This window comes from Dyadobacter sp. CY327, from assembly GCF_021390415.1.
Taxonomy (GTDB): Bacteria; Bacteroidota; Bacteroidia; order Cytophagales; family Spirosomataceae; genus Dyadobacter; species Dyadobacter chenhuakuii.
Map to the genome: position 1 here is coordinate 57,901 of NZ_JAJUXJ010000004.1, position 21,510 is coordinate 79,410.

The 21,510-nt window shown below is 44.0% G+C and carries 15 protein-coding genes; 13 read left to right on the top strand and 2 right to left on the bottom strand.

What is annotated here, in order from left to right:
- Positions 1-3: 3 nt before the first annotated feature.
- Both LZG74_RS11925 and LZG74_RS11930 read left to right on the top strand, forming a co-directional pair.
- Entirely contained in the window at positions 4-1,512 is a 1,509-nt protein-coding gene (locus tag LZG74_RS11925; protein WP_233796808.1) for a capsule assembly Wzi family protein, read from the top strand.
- 11 nt (positions 1,513-1,523) lie between these two features.
- Entirely contained in the window at positions 1,524-2,876 is a 1,353-nt protein-coding gene (locus LZG74_RS11930; RefSeq protein WP_233796809.1) for a DUF5723 family protein, read from the top strand.
- On the opposite strand, the gene LZG74_RS11935 is transcribed toward LZG74_RS11930, so the two are convergent.
- Positions 2,863-4,926, bottom strand: coding sequence for a right-handed parallel beta-helix repeat-containing protein (locus tag LZG74_RS11935; protein WP_233796810.1), 2,064 nt, complete (start codon positions 4,924-4,926; stop codon positions 2,863-2,865). The genes LZG74_RS11930 and LZG74_RS11935 overlap by 14 nt on opposite strands.
- A 443-nt stretch (positions 4,927-5,369) precedes the next feature.
- Between LZG74_RS11935 and LZG74_RS11940 the strand changes: the two genes are divergently transcribed.
- The 11 genes from LZG74_RS11940 to LZG74_RS11990 all read left to right on the top strand — a co-directional run bounded on the left by LZG74_RS11940 (position 5,370) and on the right by LZG74_RS11990 (position 20,743).
- Entirely contained in the window at positions 5,370-6,197 is an 828-nt protein-coding gene (locus LZG74_RS11940; RefSeq protein ID WP_233796811.1) for a polysaccharide biosynthesis/export family protein, read from the top strand.
- 44 nt (positions 6,198-6,241) lie between these two features.
- Entirely contained in the window at positions 6,242-8,629 is a 2,388-nt protein-coding gene (locus LZG74_RS11945) for a tyrosine-protein kinase (RefSeq protein ID WP_233796812.1), read from the top strand.
- Positions 8,630-8,693: 64 nt separating this feature from the next.
- Positions 8,694-9,698 (top strand): sugar phosphate nucleotidyltransferase, encoded by a 1,005-nt coding sequence (locus LZG74_RS11950; protein ID WP_310589318.1) that lies wholly within the window; start codon positions 8,694-8,696, stop codon positions 9,696-9,698.
- A gap of 33 nt (positions 9,699-9,731) precedes the next feature.
- Positions 9,732-10,874 (top strand): GDP-mannose 4,6-dehydratase, encoded by a 1,143-nt coding sequence (gene gmd / locus LZG74_RS11955; protein WP_233796814.1) that lies wholly within the window; start codon positions 9,732-9,734, stop codon positions 10,872-10,874.
- A 29-nt stretch (positions 10,875-10,903) separates the two neighbouring features.
- Positions 10,904-12,460 (top strand): lipopolysaccharide biosynthesis protein, encoded by a 1,557-nt coding sequence (locus LZG74_RS11960; RefSeq protein WP_233796815.1) that lies wholly within the window; start codon positions 10,904-10,906, stop codon positions 12,458-12,460.
- Positions 12,461-12,520: 60 nt separating this feature from the next.
- A complete protein-coding gene (locus LZG74_RS11965) occupies positions 12,521-13,564 on the top strand; it encodes a glycosyltransferase (RefSeq protein ID WP_233796816.1) in 1,044 nt (347 codons plus the stop codon).
- Between the two features lie 57 nt (positions 13,565-13,621).
- Positions 13,622-15,289 (top strand): hypothetical protein, encoded by a 1,668-nt coding sequence (locus tag LZG74_RS11970; protein WP_233796817.1) that lies wholly within the window; start codon positions 13,622-13,624, stop codon positions 15,287-15,289.
- Between the two features lie 10 nt (positions 15,290-15,299).
- Positions 15,300-16,487, top strand: a complete 1,188-nt coding sequence (locus tag LZG74_RS11975) for a glycosyltransferase (RefSeq protein ID WP_233796818.1) — start codon at positions 15,300-15,302, stop codon at positions 16,485-16,487.
- Positions 16,488-16,633: 146 nt separating this feature from the next.
- The gene (locus LZG74_RS11980) at positions 16,634-17,854 is read left to right on the top strand and encodes an SGNH/GDSL hydrolase family protein (RefSeq protein WP_233796819.1); all 1,221 of its coding nucleotides are present in this window, start codon (positions 16,634-16,636) and stop codon (positions 17,852-17,854) included.
- 166 nt (positions 17,855-18,020) lie between these two features.
- Complete coding sequence (locus LZG74_RS11985) at positions 18,021-19,400, top strand: glycosyl hydrolase family 28-related protein (protein WP_233796820.1); 1,380 nt, start codon at positions 18,021-18,023, stop codon at positions 19,398-19,400.
- Positions 19,401-19,642: 242 nt separating this feature from the next.
- Positions 19,643-20,743 carry an exostosin family protein gene (locus LZG74_RS11990; RefSeq protein ID WP_233796821.1) on the top strand — a complete coding sequence of 367 codons (1,101 nt, stop codon included), beginning with the start codon at positions 19,643-19,645 and terminating at the stop codon, positions 20,741-20,743.
- Between the two features lie 13 nt (positions 20,744-20,756).
- On the opposite strand, the gene LZG74_RS11995 is transcribed toward LZG74_RS11990, so the two are convergent.
- On the bottom strand, positions 20,757-21,197 hold the full coding sequence (locus LZG74_RS11995; protein ID WP_233796822.1) for a hypothetical protein: 441 nt from the start codon (positions 21,195-21,197) through the stop codon (positions 20,757-20,759).
- Between the last annotated feature and the right edge of the window lie 313 nt (positions 21,198-21,510).

Genomic DNA, 21,510 nt, shown 5'->3' on the forward strand with positions numbered 1-21,510 from the left:
TTCATGAGGCAATTTTTATTACTTCTTCTTTCCATATCATGCACAGCGGCTTTCAGCCAACGTTATCAGGAGGACACGGCCGGTGCACGGAAACTCTATAATGCTGAACTTAGCCTTGCCGCCTTTGCAACGAGCAATGATCAGGTTCCATTTTGGATGCGTGCGAATCAGTTTGGCAGCATTCCACTGGACGGCACTTCCGCATCTGTCATCGGAAAACTAAGCAAATCATATAATTACGACGGCACCAAAAGATTGCTTGATTGGGGGTTCGGTCTGGACCTGCGTTTGAATGCTGGTAAAGACTTTGAGTTTATTCCCGTTGAAGCTTATGTAAAGGGAAGATTAGGTATTTTTCAATTAAAGGCAGGTCGTTCCAAAGACATTTCAGGATTGGTTGACAGCACGCTTTCAACCGGATCTTATGCGATTTCCGGCAATGCATTGGGCATCCCCAAAGTAGAGTTAAGCGTTCCGGAGTTCTGGAATGTGCCGTTTCTTGGAAAAGTTGTTGCATTTAAAGGTTCATTCTCACACGGGTGGATGGGCGACTCTCCCATTCAATATGGCGAGTTCAACGGATCTTCTGTAGAAACTTATTTTCACAACGCTTCGCTGCACGGCCGGTTCGGAAAGGTGGAATGGCCGGTTAAATTTTACGGCGGCATCAATCACGAGGTTATTTGGGGAAGTGATAAGCTGATTTTTGGGGATCAATACAGCCTTTCCGGTGCGGATGCTTTCTGGCATGTGATAACCGGGAAAAAATATGTTAAAGATGGACTAAAAAGAGACATTTCTAAAATTGGAAACCACCTTGGCGCAATTGACCTTGGTCTTGAGCTGGAAACCGAAAATTTAAAATTCTTTGGTTATCGTCAGCAGTTTTACGATAAAGGTGCACTTGCGTACCTTGCTAATGCTGAGGATGGGTTAACCGGGCTGTCGATCACTAACAAACGGAAGTCGGATAGCCCGTGGCAATGGCAGAAGTTTTTGTTAGAGGTTTTTTATAGCAAAGGACAGGCAGGCGAAGCAAATGTAAAGGAGACCCCGTCCGGGGTTGAGTATTATTACAACCACGCCGTATACACAGAAGGCTATTCTTACCGGGGATTGGGATTGGGTAATCCACTGGTCACCTCGGCGAAGCTCGCGAGAAGGGATCTCCCGAATGATCCTATAAATTATTTTATCAATAACCGTGTAGTTGCCTTTCATTTAGGAACACAGGGCGTTTTGCAAAACTGGTCTTATCAGATCAAACTGACTTACTCACAAAATTACGGAGAATACAGGGCCAGTGACATTCCATACTGGTATAATGGCAACCGTTACGAACGTGTGCCGGAATATGGGATTTTTCCAAAAGTCAACCAGTTCTCCGGATTCCTGGAAGCAAGCAGACCATTGAAAAACGGTTTGTTCCTGGGCGTCACACTAGCGGGAGACCAGGGCAAGCTGCTTTACAATTCATTCGGTGGTTCGGTTAAAGTATTCAAAAGGTGGTAGAAACGCGCGGTATGAAGTGTATTCAACATTGCCTCCTGATCTTGCTGACATTCATACCTGGCTTAGCCAGCGCACAGTTTTTCTCTTCTTATAGTTCGGCGGGTTCAGATCCGGGCAGCGCGTTGTTCAACCCGGCGTCTCTCCACCTGCCTTACAAAAGATGGTCGTTGAATGTACTATCCGTGCAAGGCTCCATCGGCGCGAATACTGCTTCCATTCCTGTCAAAGAGCTGGCTCACATTAATGGCAACTTTCTCAGACAGAATGTACTTGGAACCCTCGACATTTCCACCGGCTCAGGCGTCATCGATGTGCGTGGACCAGCTTTCGCCTATGGCGTTAACTCAAAACTCACGGTTTCGGTCGGAGTCAGGACCCGGATGCATGCCAACTATTGGGACGCTGATGGCCGGTTGATCAGTGAAATCGGCGAAATTGTAAAAGTGCCTCAGGAATATCCTTACACGATGACGAGGGAAAATATGACAATGACTGCTGCCGTTTTTTCGGAAATTAATGCATCAGCTTCCTATCTGCTTTTCAGTGATAAAAAACACTTGCTTACCGGCGGCATATCTGTAAAGTATATCAATGGCGTGGCGCATTCCTCCATTGCGCTTCCCGAGCTGAGCGGGACCATCAATCGGATCAATGAATATCTGACGTCACTAAGCACTGCCGAAGGGTCGGTTGAGACGAGGACGGCAGGAAAGCTGTATTCTGATTTTGGCGTCAAAAATTTGGTAAAGTTCCGCAAGCCAGGCATCGGCGCTAATCTGGGACTTAGTTATGAATACATAACAGCTCCAAACCAGCCCTATAAATTGCGCCTCGGCATTGCAATAAACGATCTTGGAAGGATCCGTTACCAGGCAGACTCTGCTTATAGCAAATCTTACAACATCCAGATTCCCAAAGGCAAGGGCCTTTATTTTAACAATAATTTCAATAACTCAACATTCAGTCAAACCACAGAGGTTTTTGACCGCTATCCTGAATTTTTCGAGCGAACCAACCGCAACAATCAAACATACTCGATCGCATTACCAACGTCGCTGGCTATTTCGGCAGACTACCGCATCAATGACGCTTTTTTTGCCAATGCGCAAGCACTGGTTAGTTTGCAAAAAAGCAATCGGGCTTCCAAGCTCTATAATTACTCCGGATTTCTCCTTTCTCCGAGATGGGAAAAAGGAAAAGCTGCCATTTCCCTCCCACTTTCGGTCCAGGAATATGCCGGCTTCAATGCCGGACTAAATTTCAAATTGAATGGATTCTTTATTGGCAGTAACAGCATTATCGGCAACATTATCGGCGGCAGCAGACAGCTCGACATATTTGCTGGCTTCGTCATTCTGCCTTAGCACTTTTTGCGAGTGCCTTCCAGGCCGCATCGCCATAAACGCCAGCAGAACGATAATCAAAAGGTTTGAACTTAATCTGTTTCGCTGTTGATAAATTTGTTATGCGGAAATTGCCAGCCATAGCATTTACAAAAGCCGGATTTAGCAATTTGCTATGCAGATCTTTACTTTTGGCCTGCCACTCAGAAAAATTCTGCCTGGCAAATTTTGGCTGGACTTTGTTTGCAGTCCAGTAGGCATTGGAATCAGCCTTAATGTCCGCAGCGCTCCAATTGGATAGAAAAATTTCCGGTTTTTCGGAGTAAACAATGTTATTAGTGAATAGCAGCGACCTGTGTTTTTCGACCCTGGTTAATTGCAACTCTCCCTGACCGTTCAAGGCAAAAATATTGTTTCTGACAACATTGTCTTTACCAAAATGCTGGTGAAAGCCTGCGCTTCCACATTTGTAAACGAGGTTGTTTTCGATTTCAATAAAACTTGACCCTTGATCGCAATAAATTCCCCAGGCACCATATTCATGTGCTGATATATCATGAATTACGTTATTTGAAATGACCGTTTCCTCAGATGCGCCCAAGGTATAAATACCTCCCATATCGCTCAGGACTTCCTGCCCTAGATTATGTATATGGTTGTACAGAATCTTATTTCCCTTGCTTGGACTCGATGCATATCCCCAGACCCAACCAACGGATATTCCGGTGTAATAAAAGTCCGATATTTCATTATGCGTAACGATATTTTCACTTGCTTTAAAAATGATTACTGCAACTGCACAAGGCAATACTCGTCCGCCAGATCTAATAATATTATTATCTACCCTAATATTTTTGGTCAGATCATTGTCGTCTTTCCTTGTCTCGGTTTCACCGATCTTCACGGCTCCCGCACCAAGGTCATGCAGATAACAATGTGACACGCGACTGTCTCTGCAAGCGCGTCTGAACCATATTGCGTTTGCACCTGTCTGAGAAATTCGACAATTCTTTATATTAATATTGCTGGCAGAGTCTATTTCAATTGCTGCGCCTGCTCGGTAAGCTGCTTGAGTCGGATCAAATATTCCGCCGGGCAAATTGTAATTAGAAGTTCTAAATTCAATATTTTCAAAGGAAATATTTTTAAGTCTTGCTTTCGTAGATCCTTTTAATGTAATGAACTGATTTGTTAGAGGTGCTATGCATTTTACGTCATTAATGATTTCACCTTCTCTCGGAAAATAGTACAAGTCACCTTTTTTGTTAAGATACCATTCGCCTGGCTCGTCAAGAAAGGCCATAGCATTCTCAATTTCCAGAAAAGACTTTTCGGTGATCTTGTTCCACATTTGCATACCTTTTCCATGTATGCTTACTGTACAATCCGCCGGATTTAAATTTATGAAAGGTTTAAAGGTGTTATCCCAAAAGTGATAAAACTTCAAAAGTATGCCTTCCCTTTCTTCGGATGAAGTTTTGGTAAGCAGCTCAAATATGTCTGGCGCAAGCTTTATCTTTTGCACAGCTTCTTCTGCAACGCGACCTGTACCCTGCTTGATGATGTCCTCCGAAACAGCGAGCGGGTGATAAAAACCGTCATTAGGACTTTTAGCTCGCTGACTACGCTTTCCGTTTATATACAGCTGTTCAAATTGTGTCCCCGGGGCCGCTGCTTGGGGAACATGGACTTTCCAAAGCTTTTCGGAAATCTTTACAAAACCTTTGATTTCATATCCTCCGATAAAAACGGGCTTTGCTGCGGCATTTCCTTTGAAAATGACAGGCACATTGTTGAAATCATTCACACCTGCTGTAATGCCAAGGGGCCTGGCTAATGGATAATGTCCTTTTCCAATCAAAATTTTGATGGGACCTTTTGCGTTTTTTGCACTGATTTCTCTTGCAATTTCGGCCGCTTTATGGATAGAAGCTACCGGAGATTTGAGGTCTCCGGTATTTGAATCACTGCCATTTACGTCCACATATATCTTTTGGGCCAGGGCAGTGGTGGTTGCAAGAATCAACCATAGGAATGTTGTGGCTATCGGATGAAGAGTACGCTGGCGCATAAAAAGATTAATTTAATAATAAGAATATAAGATTGGCGACATAAATAAACCTTGCCAATGTTGTAAAAAACAGAAAACGCGAGTGATCACAAAATAAATTTTAAAATCGTTTTTACGTCGTGATAGAAATAAAACACGCATTGGAGACGCGTTTGGTAGGTTTCTTCAAAAGTGCCTGTTTTTGAGCATTCGTTTTGAAAGTAAAAACTTATAAATATTTGATGACGATAATTGAATTTATTCTATATTTGTCTAACTATCGGAAAAGACAGCTTTTTTGTACAATAGAAAGAATAGCCTGGCTTCATACTTTGCACAAAACGAGATGTCGGGCAGCGTACGGGCTTATGTCTTGTAATAAATGATTAAATCACGTTCTTCACAACTGCAAACAGTCGCTTTCCAATATTATATTACCCATAATGTCTACTCATCGTTTACACATGAATTCGTTTCCGAAAATTTTTAAGGGTTTAGGGTTTGCTTCGTTATTCGTCATTTCTTGTCTCATCGCCGGAACCACGTCGTGTGTCTCTCCAAAGTCGATTGTATATTTCCAAGGGGATTCAGCCCGGTATTACAGCCAGGAAATTACACAAAGCTACATTCCAAAAATCCAGCCCAATGACATACTTGCTATCATTGTCGGAAGCTTGAACTCTGAGGCAAATGAAGTGTTTAACACGCCGAACTTGTTTACAACAGCAAGCACAAACTACAGCTCGAATGGTGCTGGTGCCAAAGTACAACCGCTTGGTTATCTGGTAGATTCTGACGGCTCGATTGAAATCCCGTTGGTTGGTCGCGTTAAAATTGCCGGTTTGAGAACTACCGATGCTGCCGACACCATCCGTATCCGCCTGCAAAGCTATCTTAAAGAGCCAAGCGTGATCGTACGTAACCTGAACTTCAAGGTGTCGATTCTTGGAGAAGTCCATACTCCAGCCGTTTACACAATTCCTGACGAAAAGATCACATTGCCGGAAGTATTAAGTCTTGCAGGTGACCTTACCATTTACGGAAACCGCAGCAATCTAATGATCATCCGTGAAGAGAATGGAAAAAGGGAATATGCGCGTATAGACATGACTTCCAGAGACATTTTTAACTCTCCTTACTATTATATACACAAAAACGACGTAATATATGTAGAGCCGGTGAAAGCGAAAATGCTTGATACGGACAGCCGGATCAGAACGGTGCCTTTAATCGTCACCATTGTAGGAGGATTAAGCACCCTGGGGATCCTTATCCTCAACCTAACAAGATAACAGCCTAAACATTATATTTTACTCAACACGCTTACAATATTACTATGAATTCAAATTCGATCAACGGAAACATGGCGCAACCAGAGTTTTTTGAGGAAGAAGAGAAAGACTTCAGCTTAAACGATTACATCCGTAAGTATTTCAGGTATTGGTATCTTTTTCCAATTTTCCTTTTCCTGTGCCTTACGGCTGCATTCTTTTACCTGCAGGTTACCTTGCCTATTTACAGCACAAAAACTACGTTGCTGATCAAGGACGAACAAAAGGGACTTTCAGGAACGCAGGGTGATATCCTGTCGGAACTTGGTTCTCAGTTTGGAGGAAACAAGCTGGTTGAAAATGAATTGGAAATTATCAAATCGCAGGCTTTGATGGAGCAGGTTATCAAGGAATTGAACCTTGATATTTACTTCACGGCCAAAGACGGTTTACGTACAATCAATTTGTATAAAACCAGTCCGGTTATCATTAAAGCTGAGGTGGTTGCACCATTCGCTTACACGGAGCCGATGACCATTCACATGGAAGACAGTACTCATTTTCGCTTCAATGATGAAAAACAACTTTTCCAATTCGGGCAGCGCTTCAACAATCCCTGGGGAGCGTTTGTCATCGAAAAAGGCGTAGACTCTGAATTTAAGGAAGTTCAAGTAAACTTTACTGATGCTAAAAACCTAGCGGAAAATATGCTTGACAGGCTTTCTGTTCAGCAGCCAAACACGAAAAGCACGGTTCTCGAATTGACATTTGAGGATTCAGAAGTTCAACGTTCGAAAGACGTTTTGAATAAATTGCTGGACGTGTATGTGCAATCGTCATTGAATGATAAGAACAGCGAAGCGAGCAATACATTGAAATTCATTGAAAACCGACTAGGTCTGATCACAGGCGAGCTTGGTGATGTAGAGAGAGATGTTGAATCGTATAAAACAACGCAGGGCATTACGGACATTAGCGCAGAATCGCAATTGTTCCTTGAAAACATTAAGGAAAATGATTCGAAGCTGAATGAGGTGAACACGAAAATCAGCATTCTTGAAAGTGTTGACAATTACATTCAGAATGCCGGTCAAGGTGCGGTCGCACCCGCTACATACATGATCGATGATCCCGTTTTGGTTTCTTTGCTGACCAAATTCAATGAGCTTGAATTGCAGCGTGAGCGCTACGCACGGACAACCACTGCGAAAAACCCTTTGCTTGAAACCATTAATACACAGCTTGACGGCACGCGCCAATCCATTCGTGAGAACGTGCAAAACCTGAAACGTGGGATGGCAGTTACCAAGAAAAACCTGGAAGGGATTAACACGCGTTTTTCTGCCGGACTACGAAGCATCCCGAAAAAAGAGAGAGAATTCGTTGGCATCAAGCGTCAGCAATCGATCAAAGAAGAGCTTTATCTTTACCTGCTTCAAAAAAGAGAAGAAACTGCACTTGCTTATGCATCGACAGTAACGGACAGCCGACTGATCGACGCACCGATCGCAACATTCAACCCGATCAAACCTAAGAGATCATTGGTATGGCTTGGAGCCGGTGCTGCCGGAATGTTACTTCCAATCTTGCTGATCAACCTGCTCTTTATGCTGAACAATACGGTTCAGCGCAGAGAAGAAATTGAAAAGGTTACCCATGCTTCTATTTTGGGTGAAATCGGATTGATGAAAAACGTAGGCGGACAGCCTGGCGAAGATGCGATCATTAAAATGACCAGCCGCAGCGCTGTTGCGGAACAATTCAGAGCACTTAGAACGAACCTTCAATATCTGGGAGATGGAACATGCCGCGTGCTGATGTTCACGTCTTCGATTGGTGGAGAAGGAAAGAGTTTTGTGAGTATCAACCTGGCTGCCAGCCTTGCTTACTCCGATAAAAGAGTATTGCTTATCGGTCTCGATTTGCGTAAACCAACATTGCACGAAAGGCTCGGTCTTCCTAATAAGACTGGTGCTTCCAATGCATTGATCGGCCAGGGAAATGTGGAGGACTTTATTCAGCCTACCGGCGTCCATCCCAAGTTTGATGTGCTTACGAGCGGCCCTATTCCTCCTAATCCTTCGGAATTGCTGAGCAATGGCAAGCTTCCGGTGCTGTTGGCAGAACTTCGTCAGAAATATGATTATATTCTGATCGATTCCCCGCCTTACGGCTTGGTGACGGACTCGGCCCTAATTGCAGAATATGTACATGCAACGCTTTACATTGTCCGTTTTAATTACACTGTGCTCGACCATTTGCGCCGGATTGGCGAATTGCAACGCGCCCGCCGCTTCTCCAACCTTTCTGTGATCTTCAATGGTGTTAACTATGGAGCTGGTTACGGATACGGGTATGGATACGGTGGTTATGGATACGGATATTATACAGAAGAAACCAGCAGTTCCAGCGAATTTGGTAAAAAGCTGAAAAAACTGGTTGGTAAAAGTTAATCGAAACCGGCTTTACTGGAGGTCCATCCAACATATTTCAACTCAACGTTAATCTCTCTTCAAAGTGTCAAAGATTATTCACGTCATATTATCAGGTGGAGTGGGCAGCCGATTGTGGCCAGTTTCCCGAAAATCAATGCCTAAGCAGTACATTCCCATGTTCGGGGGCAAATCTTTGTTTCAGCTGACAGCGGAACGGAGCAAAGGTCTCACGCATCATCTGCTTGTTGTTGGCAACAAGGATAATTTCCTCTTGTCGCAAGCTGACTTGCTTAGAGCAGACATCTCGGAGTCTTCCGAAATTATTGAATCTTCACCGAGAAACACAGCTGCTGCGATTGCTTTTGCAGCATTTACAGCAAATCCAGACGATGTGCTTCTAATAACGCCTTCGGACCACATCATCACGGACGAAGCAAAGTACGCCCAGGCCGTTAAGGAGGCCGTGAGTTTGGCAGAAACAGGACATCTTGTTACGTTTGGAATCAAACCAAGCAAGCCTGAGACGGGTTACGGATACATCGAGTTTGATGGCAACCAGGTTGTTTCTTTTCAGGAAAAACCAAGCAAAGACAAAGCGCAGGCATTTTTAGACGCCGGAAGCTATCTGTGGAACAGCGGCATGTTCTGTTTCAAAGCGGGCGTATATCTGGACGAATTGTGCGCTTTTGAACCAGAGATTTTCCGTACGTCTCTGGAATGCTATGAAAAAACAAACGAAAATTTCCTTCCTGAAACGGAGACCATGCTGATCCCTTCAAAAAGCATTGACTATGCTGTGATGGAAAGATCCGCTAAGATCAAAGTCGTGCAGGCAGATTTCGGATGGTCAGATTTAGGATCTTTTGAATCAATCTGGGATCACTGGCAGGGGGAAGGTGAATTGCACCGCTTCAAAGACAACAATTGTGTGGTAGGCTCCACCAAACATGTTGAATTTTTGGGTGTAACCGGCATTGTTCTGGTGGAAACCGAAGATGCTATTCTCGTGCTCAATAAAAACAACTCTCAGGATGTTAAAAAAATTTATGAGAGGCTGGAAAAAGAAGAACCAAATTTGGTCCAGTAGTTAAAGCCTTTCACCAATACAACCAACCACCTCATGGCTAAAATCGCATTAATCACAGGTGTAACCGGACAAGACGGCGCATATCTGACCGAACTTCTTCTAAGCAAAGGTTATACCGTTCATGGTGTCAAACGCAGAAGTTCTCTTTTCAACACCGAACGTATTGATCATTTATATGAAGATCCGCACGTTACCAATGCAAGGTTTATCCTGCATTACGGAGACCTGACAGATTCCATGAATTTGACTCGTATCATTCAGGAAGTCCAGCCGGATGAGATTTACAACCTGGCTGCCATGAGTCACGTGCAGGTTAGTTTTGAAATGCCGGAATATACGGCCAATGCGGACGGGATAGGTACATTGCGTATCCTTGAAGCGGTTCGCCTTTTGGGATTAACCAAAAAAACTAAAATATATCAGGCATCGACATCCGAGTTATACGGGCTCGTACAGGCTGTGCCTCAATCTGAGACGACGCCATTTTATCCGCGTTCCCCATATGCGGTTGCAAAATTGTACGCTTACTGGATTACGGTAAACTATCGCGAGGCTTACGGTATGTTTGCTTCAAACGGAATCTTGTTCAACCACGAATCACCGTTACGCGGCGAGACTTTTGTAACCCGGAAAATTACCCGTGCTGCTTCTAAGATCGTTTTAGGCCTTCAAGATTACCTTTACATGGGTAACATTGATGCGCAAAGAGATTGGGGACATGCCAAGGACTACGTTGAGGCCATGTATCTGATCCTTCAACAAGAAGTTTCTGAGGACTTTGTTATCGCAACAGGTGTTACAACCCGAGTTCGTGAATTCATCAGACAAACATTTGCTTTTCTAGGTGTTGAACTAACTTTTACCGGTTCAGAAGAAAACGAGGAAGGAGCTATCGCTTCTGTTGATCCTGCCCGTTTGGCAGCATTAGGCATCGCTGATGGTGACCATCTCAAACCTGGAACTGTTGTCCTGAAAATCGATCCAAGATATTACAGACCTACTGAAGTTGAATTGTTGATTGGTGACCCGACCAAATCGATGGAAAAACTAGGATGGAAACCGAAGTATACCCTGGAAACGCTTATTGAAGACATGGTAAGCTCAGATCTTCGCCTATTTCAGAAAGATCAATTGCTACTTAAAGAAGGCTTCGGCGTACTGAATTATTTCGAATAGAATAGTTCGAACCACCATAAAGACATTTTATGTCTACCGCTAAACGGTTGATTTCTGGCACAGTGGCTTCCTGGGCGAGCATCTTAGTTACGATGCTCACCCAGGTTGCTTTAGTTCCAATATTCCTCACCTACTGGGACATAAAGACATACGGGATCTGGATCGCTATTCAAGCGCTGGTGAATGTCCTTTCTACCCTAGACCGAGGTCACAACGATTTCCTCGAATATGAATTTCTGAAACTAGGACCTGAGCACCGGCCCAAAATCGCCTTTAATCTCTGGTCCGGGATCAGGATCGCGGCGATTGTAAGTTTTATTGAGCTGCTTCTTGTGTATTTGCTGTCCATGCATATAGACATGAATTTTCTTTTCGGGGAAGACAGCTCGGATTCACTTAACCTACGTTCTGAAATTGGCTGGGCAATTGTCATTCAGTGGATTGGCTGGTCGTTAACAAATTTACTCGGCTTGTTTTTCAGGGCTTTAAGTGCATTTGGATATTATCCCCGAATGGGTTGGTGGAATGTGCTGCTTGCTATGGTTACCTCCTTTATTCCTGTTCTTTTCGTGATCAACGGCGCCAATTTGCTTCAAGCGAGCGCTGGCGCGATCGGAGGTGTTGTGGTTTTGCTTGGTTTCCAGTTAGCCGATATCCTACGACTGCTTCGAAAGGAAGGAATAGCCAGCGGCGACTACTCCTTCAAACAAGGTTTCCAAAATTTCGGCGTTTCAATGACACTTTCGGGTCGCTATTTTCTTGATAATTTCAAACAGCAGGGTGTTCGCCTACTCATGGCACCATTGACAGGCGCGGCAGGTGTTGCTGCATTCTCAACCATTCGCACTGTTGCTAATGTTACGCAACAGGGACTTTTAACAGTCACCCATCCCCTGTTGCCTGAGCTTATGCGCTTCCTTCGGGAAAAGAATCAGCAAAAAATGGAAGTCTCTTTTGGAACCGTGTGGTTTGTTCTCATTGGTCTGCTTGCTCCTGGCGTGCTCATCTTACAGTGTATAGCACCGGCTTTGTTCTCAGTCTGGACTAAGGGTCAAATTGAATTTGATCCTATTTTGCTCGCAGCATTGTCAACCGGCGTGTTATTCTTTGCATTGGCTCAGCCTGCAATGGCTGTGACGGTCGGGAATAATTTGCTGAAAGTGCAGATTTTGATTTCGTTCATTTCTTCGCTGGTTGTGGTTGGCGGGATACTTTTGCTTGTTCCTTATCTGCATATTCTTGGCGCGGGTATTGCCTTGCTGATGGCCGAAATCGTGGCGGCAATCGGTTTTCTTCATTATGCCAAGATCTGGTTAAAAGAAAACGGATTAATATGGCCTGCGAAAGCGTCTGGAATTGCCACTGCTTCCGTATATATTGCTGCACTGAGTATGAGCTTAATGATCGTGTTCCCCCAATATCAGTGGGCATCATTAATTATCGGCTTATTGTTGTTATGCTTGAATATATGGCGCTATTGGAACAGTTTGTCATTACAAATCAACGATCGCATTCAATCCATGCTTGCCAGACTTCCTATCATCAATAAACTTTTAGGGAAAAGCAAACCACTCTCTCAAAGTTAGCCCGCAACACCTGACCCGTGTTTCAAGTTATACGAATAACCCTCGTTTCACCTCCTCTTTATGAACATACTATATCTTGGCAACAGCGACCTCCCCTCAACGTGCTACCACCGTGCCAAAGCTTTGGAAAGGCTTGGGCATCAGGTTATGCTCGAAGATCCTTATATGGCGGTAATTAATACTTCCCTTGAAGATAAAATTCATTTTCGTACCGGCTACTTTCTTTTACAGGGACGAATTAACCGCTGGCTGAAAAAGCGTATTCCTCAGCTTGCCAGCATGCCTGATCTGATCTGGATCAATGGCGGCGAACTATTCGGCCCCAAAGCAATGCAATATCTCAGGACCTTAAATGTGCCGGTTGTTCTATATAATAATGATGATCCTACAGGCGGTCGCGATGGCAGACGGTTTGCGATGCTCATGAAGTCCATTCCGCAATACGATTTGTGCACAGTAATGCGCGAAATCAATGTTCAGGAATACAAAGATCAGGGAGCAAAAAAGGTTTTGAAGGTTACCATGTCTTACGACGAAGCGGTTCACAAGCCACTGACCGATCTTTCCCTGATCCCAGCCGATTTTCGTTCTGACGTCGCTTTTATAGGAACCTGGATGCGCCACGAGAAAAGGGATGAGTTTTTGTTGAAACTGATCGAAAAAGGAATTCCGATAAGCATTTGGGGAAACAGGTGGTCCAAATCGCCGCACTGGCCACGGCTCGAGCCCTATTACCGGGGCGGTGCATTAGGGGGAGAAAGTTACGTCTCAGCGATCCAGGGGTCGAAAATATGTATCGGTATGCTGTCCAAAGGCAATCGCGACGAGCATACACAGCGGTCTCTTGAGATTCCTTATATAGGCGCATTGTTCTGTGCCGAGCGCACGCCCGAGCATCTGGCCATGTATGAAGAAGGAAGAGATGCTGTCTTCTGGGACAATGCCGATGAGTGCGCCCAGATTTGTGCCGATCTTTTACAGGATGATTCGAAGCGAGAGCAAATCCGCCTGAATGGCATGAAAAGGGTCAGAGACAATAAAGTCGGTAATGAAGACATTTGCAGGAAAGTATTGCAGGAATTGGCCATCGCCCAACCCATTTAAGAATCTTAACCCGTACACTATGCGCCTCAGTGCCAGTACTCAATGTGATCAGACGATATGACCGAGAGAACCAAAATACAATTTTTGAATCTTATTGGAAGTCAATCCCTGGTAGACCAGACAAAAAAACAAAGTGCCTTCCTGCAAACCTTCACCCGCTGGTCGTGGCTTGCCGTGTTTGCCGCAGCATTTTTGCAATTGCTTATATTCTGGAGCGTTGAGAATTTCTTTGCAGTCTGCTGCATTATTGCCGCATGGTCACTGACTTATATTTTCATTATTAGCAGTAACAATTTCAACAAATACTCTCTTTCCACCTTCCTTATTACCGGGTTTGCGCTTACTCAGTATGTATTCCCAACGGTGTTTACATTAATGGAAGGAAAGCCACTGGTTTACAACCTCAAGTATCCCTACGAAGTCTTTCTGCATTCACTGCTTGCGCTGGCGGTTCTGATCCTGACGCATTCTATCTACAAGAAAATCTACCCGTCCAGGGTTAAAAGCAGCATACAGTCTTTTTTGAGGAAAAGGGAATTTTTTAAGACGCCTGCCAATTCGGAGATATGGCTGATGGGTATTATTGGCCTCACATCCATGTTTGTTACGTATTTTTTCAACAAACAATCATACGAGCTAAAAACAGAAGGCGCTGGCAACCACTTTATAGAGGGCCTTATTCCTTTTTCCTACGCGCCTTACTTTATATTAATTAAAAAGCTTTATAGCGCGGAAGAACCTAACTTAAAAGGCTATGCCGTCAAAATAATGGTGTTTACTGCTATAATTTTCGCAGTGGGCGTCGGAGGAAATGCCAGGTCTCTGTTCATCACCGGAATTGTATCCGCAGCGATGGGCTGTTTCCTGGGAATGCTACTGGGAAAATTCCAGTATAAACTGGTGACGGGCAGGAATATCCTAATTGTAACCCTGGCTGTATGGCTTGTTACCGGCCCCCTCTCAGACATCGGGACTGCCATGGTTATTGTACGCCAGCAGCGCGGATCAATATCGAAAACTGAAATGTTGCTGAAAACGCTTGACGTTTTTGAAGACAAAAAGGCTCTACGAATTTATAAAAGGGCAAACGCCGCCACCAATCAGGACATCCTGTATGACGAACACTATTTCGACAACATATTCCTTGCAAGGTTTTGTAACCTAAAGTTCAACGATTCCAGTCTCGAACAGTTTCACAAGATCGGGGTAGCCGATAACCAAGTCCAAGAATATTCGATTGATAAAATTTATGCGGAATTGCCTCAGCCAATCCTGAATATGTTGGAAATTAACATTGACAAAGAGGCTATCATTGGTTCATCATTTGGCGATTTCCTCATTTATAGAGCTGGAGGTGGGAACGCTGTTCTTGGCGGTTACACGCTCGGACAATTTGCGGGAACCGGAATGGCCGCATTCGGATGGTGGTATCTGCTGTTTTTAGGACTCGGGATGCTCCCGATTTTTTTCCTGCTCGACTTGTTTGTTATTGTGGCTCGAAACCGGGGACAAAAAAGCGGCATCACGCTGATCAGTCTTGCGGGTTTGCTGCCTATCAGCACCATTTTTATGTTTTTGTCCCTTTCCACGGTGTCTGAAAGCGTTGCAAATTTATTCTCATTCATCGTGAGAGGCTGGATACAAATGGTCATTCTTTACTGGATCATGTATTTTCTGGCCCGGAAATTCAACTTCGTATTAAGCAAGATGTTTGCACTTCGCTAATCATTACTTCATGAAGATTATATTTTTTGCCCACCCAAAATTCGCAAATGTCCGCAGCATTGACCGCTACACTTACTGGCTTGCAGACGGCATGAAAGCACGCGGGCATGAAGTTGAGATCTGGGCTCCTAAACCTGCGTTTCATAACCTGCCATTTCCCGAAAATATGAAGAAGTGGCCTGGCTACATGGATCAATACATTGTCTTTCCCATGTCGGTAAAAGGCAAAATCAGCAAATTGCCGAAAGATACCTTGTTTGTGCTGTCAGATCACGCCTTAGGTCCGTGGGTAACGCTTGTTGCAGACAAAATGCATGTTATACATTGCCACGATTTACTCGCACAGCAAAGTGCTATGGGGCTGGTTCCCGAAAACCCAACGGGATGGTCTGGACAGCAATATCAGCAATACATTCGCAGTGGTTTTAGCAAAGGGAAAAACTTCATTTCTATTTCAAATAAAACGCAGTCCGATCTGCACGAGATTCTTGGCTCCGCGCCACAAATTTCAGAAGTGGTCTACAACGGACTAGCACTGGATTTTCTGTCAAACATTGACATTACTTTGACACGTATTGAACTTGGAAAGGACATTCATGCCGACTTTTCAAAAGGCTATATTCTGCACGTTGGAGGAAACACCTGGTATAAAAACAAAAAGGGCGTCGTTGAAATGTATCTGGCCTGGCGCAAAAAATCGCAGTTGAAATTGCCATTGCTGATGATCGGAGATCTTCCGGAAGAAAGCATCAAGCGGGCTGCGGAACATTCCGACTACAAAAATGATATCTATTTTTTGAAAGGAATGTCCGACACATTCTTAAAAAAAGCTTATGCTGCTGCGACAGTATTTTTGTTTCCGTCATTAGCTGAGGGATTTGGCTGGCCTATCGCAGAAGCAATGGCATCCGGGTGTCCGGTGATCACAACAAACGAGGCCCCGATGAACGAAGTGGCCGCCAATGCCTGCATTTACATTAACCGGCGTCCGCTGGACGTAGAAGCCGCTGCCAGGTGGGCGATGGATTCTGCCGATACTCTTGAAAGGGCTGTGAACATGTCTTCCAGTGAACGTGATCAACTGGTTCGCGCAGGGACGCTCAATGTGAAACGATTTGATTCAGATAAAGCGCTCGATGAAATTGAACGCATCTACAAAAAAGTGGCCATGCACCCCACAGTTCCAAACCACTCGTAAGCAGAAGTTATCGCGTAACGCTGAGATTTCGACTCTAAGCGAGGAGCCGGATTTCGCTTCACCTTTATTGGGTTTTTTAATCGGTTTTCGACAGAAAACTCGTAAATACCGGAACCATTAAAAAAACTCCCATAAAACTGAAAAACATGGCTACTTCCTGTACCAATGACGCATCTATATGCGATTCGCGATTATTTAACTTGCAAGCAATCCTTCAGACTGCCGAAGGTGCCTTAAAGTCGAATCTACGGACAAGGGAAATAATGACCAGTCCGCCAACGATCACTTCATCCTCAACCGTTCCCGCTGGCCTGACCAAATCCTATTTTCCGGTTGTCTCGGGAGCGCTTAACCCGGCAAGTCCGTTCCTGATCACAGGCGGTACACCCAAAGTATTGTCGGGAGCGATCGGCGTGGATGCTGCTACCATGGGACCCACCGGAGGGAATTTAGGAAATGGTGAGCAGGGCACACTTTGGCGCATTATTCTTAATTCTGATGCCACGCAAATCTCTTTTCTGGTGCAGGGGTATTCTATTCCCTATCGGTTCATTGTTAATGGCCAATATGTTACTGCAGGGACTTCTTCAAGCTCTGTGGGTGGTAATGAATATCTTACGCTAACATTCGCGAACTCACAAATGCGTGAAATTGCGATTGAATCAGGCCTTGGCTATCTGTTTATAGCCACATACGTCGGACCGACTTTTAGCATCTGGAAGCCAACAACTGGAAAGAGGGTTGTTTTTGTGGGCGATTCATTCACCGAAACCACAGGCGCTACTTTCGCTCCCAATGGCTATGCGCGGGTGGCGGGAGATTTTCTTGGCGTTAAGGACGTGGTGGCAAGCGGGGTTGGGGGGACAGGATATACGAATAATGCATCCACAAAATATACCTTTCTTCAGCGCCTGCAGGATTGGACCACAAATGATCCGGACATGGTTGTGTTTGCCGGCGGTATCAATGATGCAAATGATGCTCTTCTGGAACCGGCAGTTTCTGTTGTTCTAAGAGAAACGAGGCGCATTTTACCGGCTGTGCCGATCCTCGTTCTGGGTGCCTGGTCCGGAAGTTCAGGACCTAGCGCGACGATCATTGGTGTCGAAAATAAGATCAAGGCTGCGGTTACCGCTATAAACGATCCTTACATCAGATTTATTCCTGTCTCAACAGATACGCGTGGAGCCTGGATCAGTGGAACAGGAAGGGTTGGAGCCCCTAATGGAACCGGGAATTCAGATATTTACACTTCTTCTGATGGCATTCACCCAGCTAATGAAGGCCATTTTTACTTGGGTTACAGAGTTGCTGTATCAATCTACGACACTGTTTTTGCCATGGTGAAAGAATTGGTTACCACCTAGGAAGTGTGACTTAACAGTCTTCGCTCTTCCCTGAACTTTGTGAATTTTTATTCACAGGTTCAGGGCATTTTTTTACATCTGGTCCTTTTAACAAATGTTGTTTCACGATTGCAAAATACTTTTACAAGTAGTAAATTAGTTCGTTTTCAACTAACCCACGTTCATATTGAAAAAACAAATTTTACTACTCGCTCCTCTTCTATTCCTTGTACTGAACACGTTTGGACAGGTTAAACCGAAGACTACAAAACCTTCTGCCGCCCGCACCGCAGCAACTAATGAGATGAAAATCTTTTCCGTCCTGGATTATGGTGCATTGGGTGACGGCAATCACGACGACACGGAAGCATTCCAGGCCGCCATCAACGCCTGCAAGCAAGCCAAGGGGACACTGCTGATTCCAGCGGCCAATGTCTATTACAAGATTAAAAATACGCTCCGTATCGTACCGGAGCCCGGCCAAAATGAGGTTTACATGGATATTGAAGCGCACGGAGATCCGCGTTATCAGATTGTGTACTCCGGTCCGGATGACAAAGCCATATTTTACATTAAAGGTTTGCGTTTTGCCAGAATTTCCGGCGTGAAAGTCCGTGTTGAAAGCGGCATTAAAAATCTTCAGGTGTTTGACCTTGATACAGACAGTCCCTCCTATTCAACGTCACACATTACTTTCAAGGATTGCCACGCAACGCTTGGCAATGGCGTCAATAGTGTTGGCTGGAGAATGGGCCACGTTAGCGGCGGAGGAGCTGATATCAGTAATTTGCAGTGGGAAAACTGCAGTGTTTGGGGAAATCATGGAAGTGTTGTTTCAGGCCAGATAGGCTGGCTGATTGAAGGTCCAAACACATTGCAAAATACATGGATCGGAGGTTTTGGCGCTTACCTCGATAAGCTTTTCAGTAATGTGTCACGGGCTGGCGCAAGCGGAACTGGAAATGGGGCAGTCTATTTTTATGGCCTGGGCAGCTCTCACAATAATGTTGAGTATGAAATAAACAACTCGCAGTCGTACGTTATTTCCGGCGGAAGATATGAAACAGGTAAACGGTTCATGACCGTAACCAACTCAAATGACGCACCGAGCATTATGATTTCCGGGATAGAGATTAATGACTTCGATCCACAGGATGATATTCTATTTTACATTGACCGTCCCTGCTCTATCATTCTCCAGAATGTCAACATTTTAAAGTCGAACCGCGCGGCCGCTTATAATTCTTCCATGATTACCTGTTACGGCGGTGGAGAAGGCACGGGAAAAGGAACGCTGATTGTGGATGGCGGCTCATTTGAAGCGTCGGATCCATTTTATCGCATCAATTTAAATGCTACTGAATGGAATGTTTTTATTAGGGGTGTCGGCAGACTTGCAGGTAATGTGAGGTCCAATTTCATGTCAACAATATCAACGGGTAAAACAACAACTTCTGATAATGTTGATATTTATGTAAGTCCTAATATCTACGTAAGTCCTAACGGAACAAAGTTCAGGATTACGGTTAATGACGCAGGCGAGGTAATATCGACGCGCATTCCATAATGATCTTTTTGGTTTGACCCCGCAATTAATATCCTTTACCCCATTCATTTCACTTAGAAATAGTAATGGGGTATTTTTATAAATAGTTTGATCGCTTTTTTGATTTATGTACACTATTCATAAGTGTAAATTAATTTTCCGTAGGACTTCATCCGGCTTAAATCATTTCGCGTACATACTTAGTACGATATTTGCTTACATATATCAACTCTTCGATTACTAAAATTTAAACGTTTATTTCTATGAAACTAACTTACCCCATTAAAGTTTGGAACGAACAAAGCGTTTCCGCCACGCTCTCTGCAATTATTCACTCTGACACGACTCACTTTCAGGTAGTTAACAGCGCAGAAAAAGCAGATGTAGTAATATTTGAAAACGACACGCCAAGTTATATACGTCGAACTAAAGAATATAAGCAATACCCGGAAAAATGTGTGGTAATTGGTGAATTTGATGAACCAACTTATTTTTTACCAGCTTGTTATGCTTCAAATAAGAGCGGTGTATTAAGCCATAAAAGAATTAAAACTATTCCATATTTCCTTTCTCAACGAAAAGTACCTAATGCTTTTGTTGATCATTCGGTCTCTGAGGAGCCAAAGAAATTCCTCTATTCTTTTATGGGCGGTTCTACGAGCTGGGTGCGAAAAAAGCTTTTTAAGCTGAAAGTTCCGGCAAGCGACGTCCGCATCAAAGAAACCAATAATTATCAACATTGGAATTATGAAAGCGATTATGTAAACCGCAAGGAACTTTCGCAGCGCCAATATGCAGATATGCTGGCGCAGTCCGCTTTCTTCCTCTGCCCGCGCGGAGCAGGAATTTCAAGCATCAGGTTGTTTGAAGTGATGAAAGCAGGAAGGGTTCCTGTCATTATTGCCGACAATTGGGTGCCAGTGGACGAAATTCCCTGGGACGAATTTTCAATCACTGTTGCGGAAAGTGATCTTCCCCGCCTCGATGAAATTATCCGTGCAAGAAAGGATGACGCCGCTGCAATGGGATTGAAAGCCAGGGAGGCATGGGAGAAATATTGTCATCCAGATGTTCATTCCAAGATACTTGCGAAATTCATCCAGGAGATTCAGGCGGAGCGGAACAAACGGAAAGAGCTATTACTGCATTCCATTTTTCCCGTCCTTGAAGCAACTTCCTATCTGAAAGCCAATTTGAGAGCCCAGCTGAAAATGATGATCCTTTACGCATTTGATGTTACCGGGTTCAAATTCCAATATTCGCTGAACCGGCCCATTGAAGAGCAACTCGGAAAAGAAAACGCACCTGCTAAAGCCAAAACATGGCATCTTAAAACTGGAAACCTAGAAGCAAAGCAGGCTTAGTCAGCAATGAGCACTATTCCTGCTCATAATAGATATAGCGATTCCACATATCGGTTTGGGCAATAAAGCTGTCATTCAATCTGACACCCAAGTCATCGAGACATAGATTTTGGACCACATGCAAAGTGTCCGAACTGGAAAGATCTAGTGATGGATATGGGTTATGCTGAATAAGCAGCCGTTTCAGCCCTTCGATTTCGCTTATTTTAATGCATTCAATGTGGTCTTCAACTGCCTCGATCTCCACAGTAAACTCATTTGGACCAGCGATAGCAAGCATTCCAGGCTTGCCATCGCTGGTCAAATTCATGATACGCGCGATACACTTGACCGGTACGGCATCATTAAATGATGTCTGGTGGTTGAAGTGATAATAAATAAGGTTGCCAATGCGGTAGTTGTTAACATCGCTCATGCCATCGATAATATCAATTTTGTGGTTTGGGTTATTCATCTTCAAACATTACAATTAAAGAACTAGTTTAATTATCGCGTAAACTATCGGCTCAATGCTTATTCATCCATGCTACAATATATTAGAATTAATTTTATAGTCAAAATTTTACTTCAATTTTTTATCGTATTAATTGGAAAAAAGTTACAACTGATCGCTATAAATGGCATATTTAAAATACAAAATAGCGTAAATTGGTAGCGCTATTCACTTCAATTACTTCTGTTCAATTTTAATGCGCTTAAAATAGTTAATCACAAGTTCCAAATTAGGTCTCGCCATTTTTGCAATTATCGGTGAAGTAATATGCCAT

Excerpts from the sequence above, each read along its gene's own strand:
- LZG74_RS11990 (WP_233796821.1), top strand. The coding sequence starts at position 19,643 with ATGAAACTAACTTACCCCATTAAAGTTTGGAACGAACAAAGCGTTTCC.
- LZG74_RS11940 (WP_233796811.1), top strand. The coding sequence starts at position 5,370 with ATGAATTCGTTTCCGAAAATTTTTAAGGGTTTAGGGTTTGCTTCGTTA.
- LZG74_RS11960 (WP_233796815.1), top strand. The coding sequence starts at position 10,904 with ATGTCTACCGCTAAACGGTTGATTTCTGGCACAGTGGCTTCCTGGGCG.
- LZG74_RS11925 (WP_233796808.1), top strand. The coding sequence starts at position 4 with ATGAGGCAATTTTTATTACTTCTTCTTTCCATATCATGCACAGCGGCT.
- LZG74_RS11935 (WP_233796810.1), bottom strand. The coding sequence starts at position 4,926 with ATGCGCCAGCGTACTCTTCATCCGATAGCCACAACATTCCTATGGTTG.
- LZG74_RS11965 (WP_233796816.1), top strand. The coding sequence starts at position 12,521 with ATGAACATACTATATCTTGGCAACAGCGACCTCCCCTCAACGTGCTAC.
- gmd (WP_233796814.1), top strand. The coding sequence starts at position 9,732 with ATGGCTAAAATCGCATTAATCACAGGTGTAACCGGACAAGACGGCGCA.
- LZG74_RS11995 (WP_233796822.1), bottom strand. The coding sequence starts at position 21,197 with ATGAATAACCCAAACCACAAAATTGATATTATCGATGGCATGAGCGAT.
- LZG74_RS11975 (WP_233796818.1), top strand. The coding sequence starts at position 15,300 with ATGAAGATTATATTTTTTGCCCACCCAAAATTCGCAAATGTCCGCAGC.
- LZG74_RS11980 (WP_233796819.1), top strand. The coding sequence starts at position 16,634 with ATGGCTACTTCCTGTACCAATGACGCATCTATATGCGATTCGCGATTA.
- LZG74_RS11945 (WP_233796812.1), top strand. The coding sequence starts at position 6,242 with ATGAATTCAAATTCGATCAACGGAAACATGGCGCAACCAGAGTTTTTT.
- LZG74_RS11970 (WP_233796817.1), top strand. The coding sequence starts at position 13,622 with ATGACCGAGAGAACCAAAATACAATTTTTGAATCTTATTGGAAGTCAA.
- LZG74_RS11930 (WP_233796809.1), top strand. The coding sequence starts at position 1,524 with ATGAAGTGTATTCAACATTGCCTCCTGATCTTGCTGACATTCATACCT.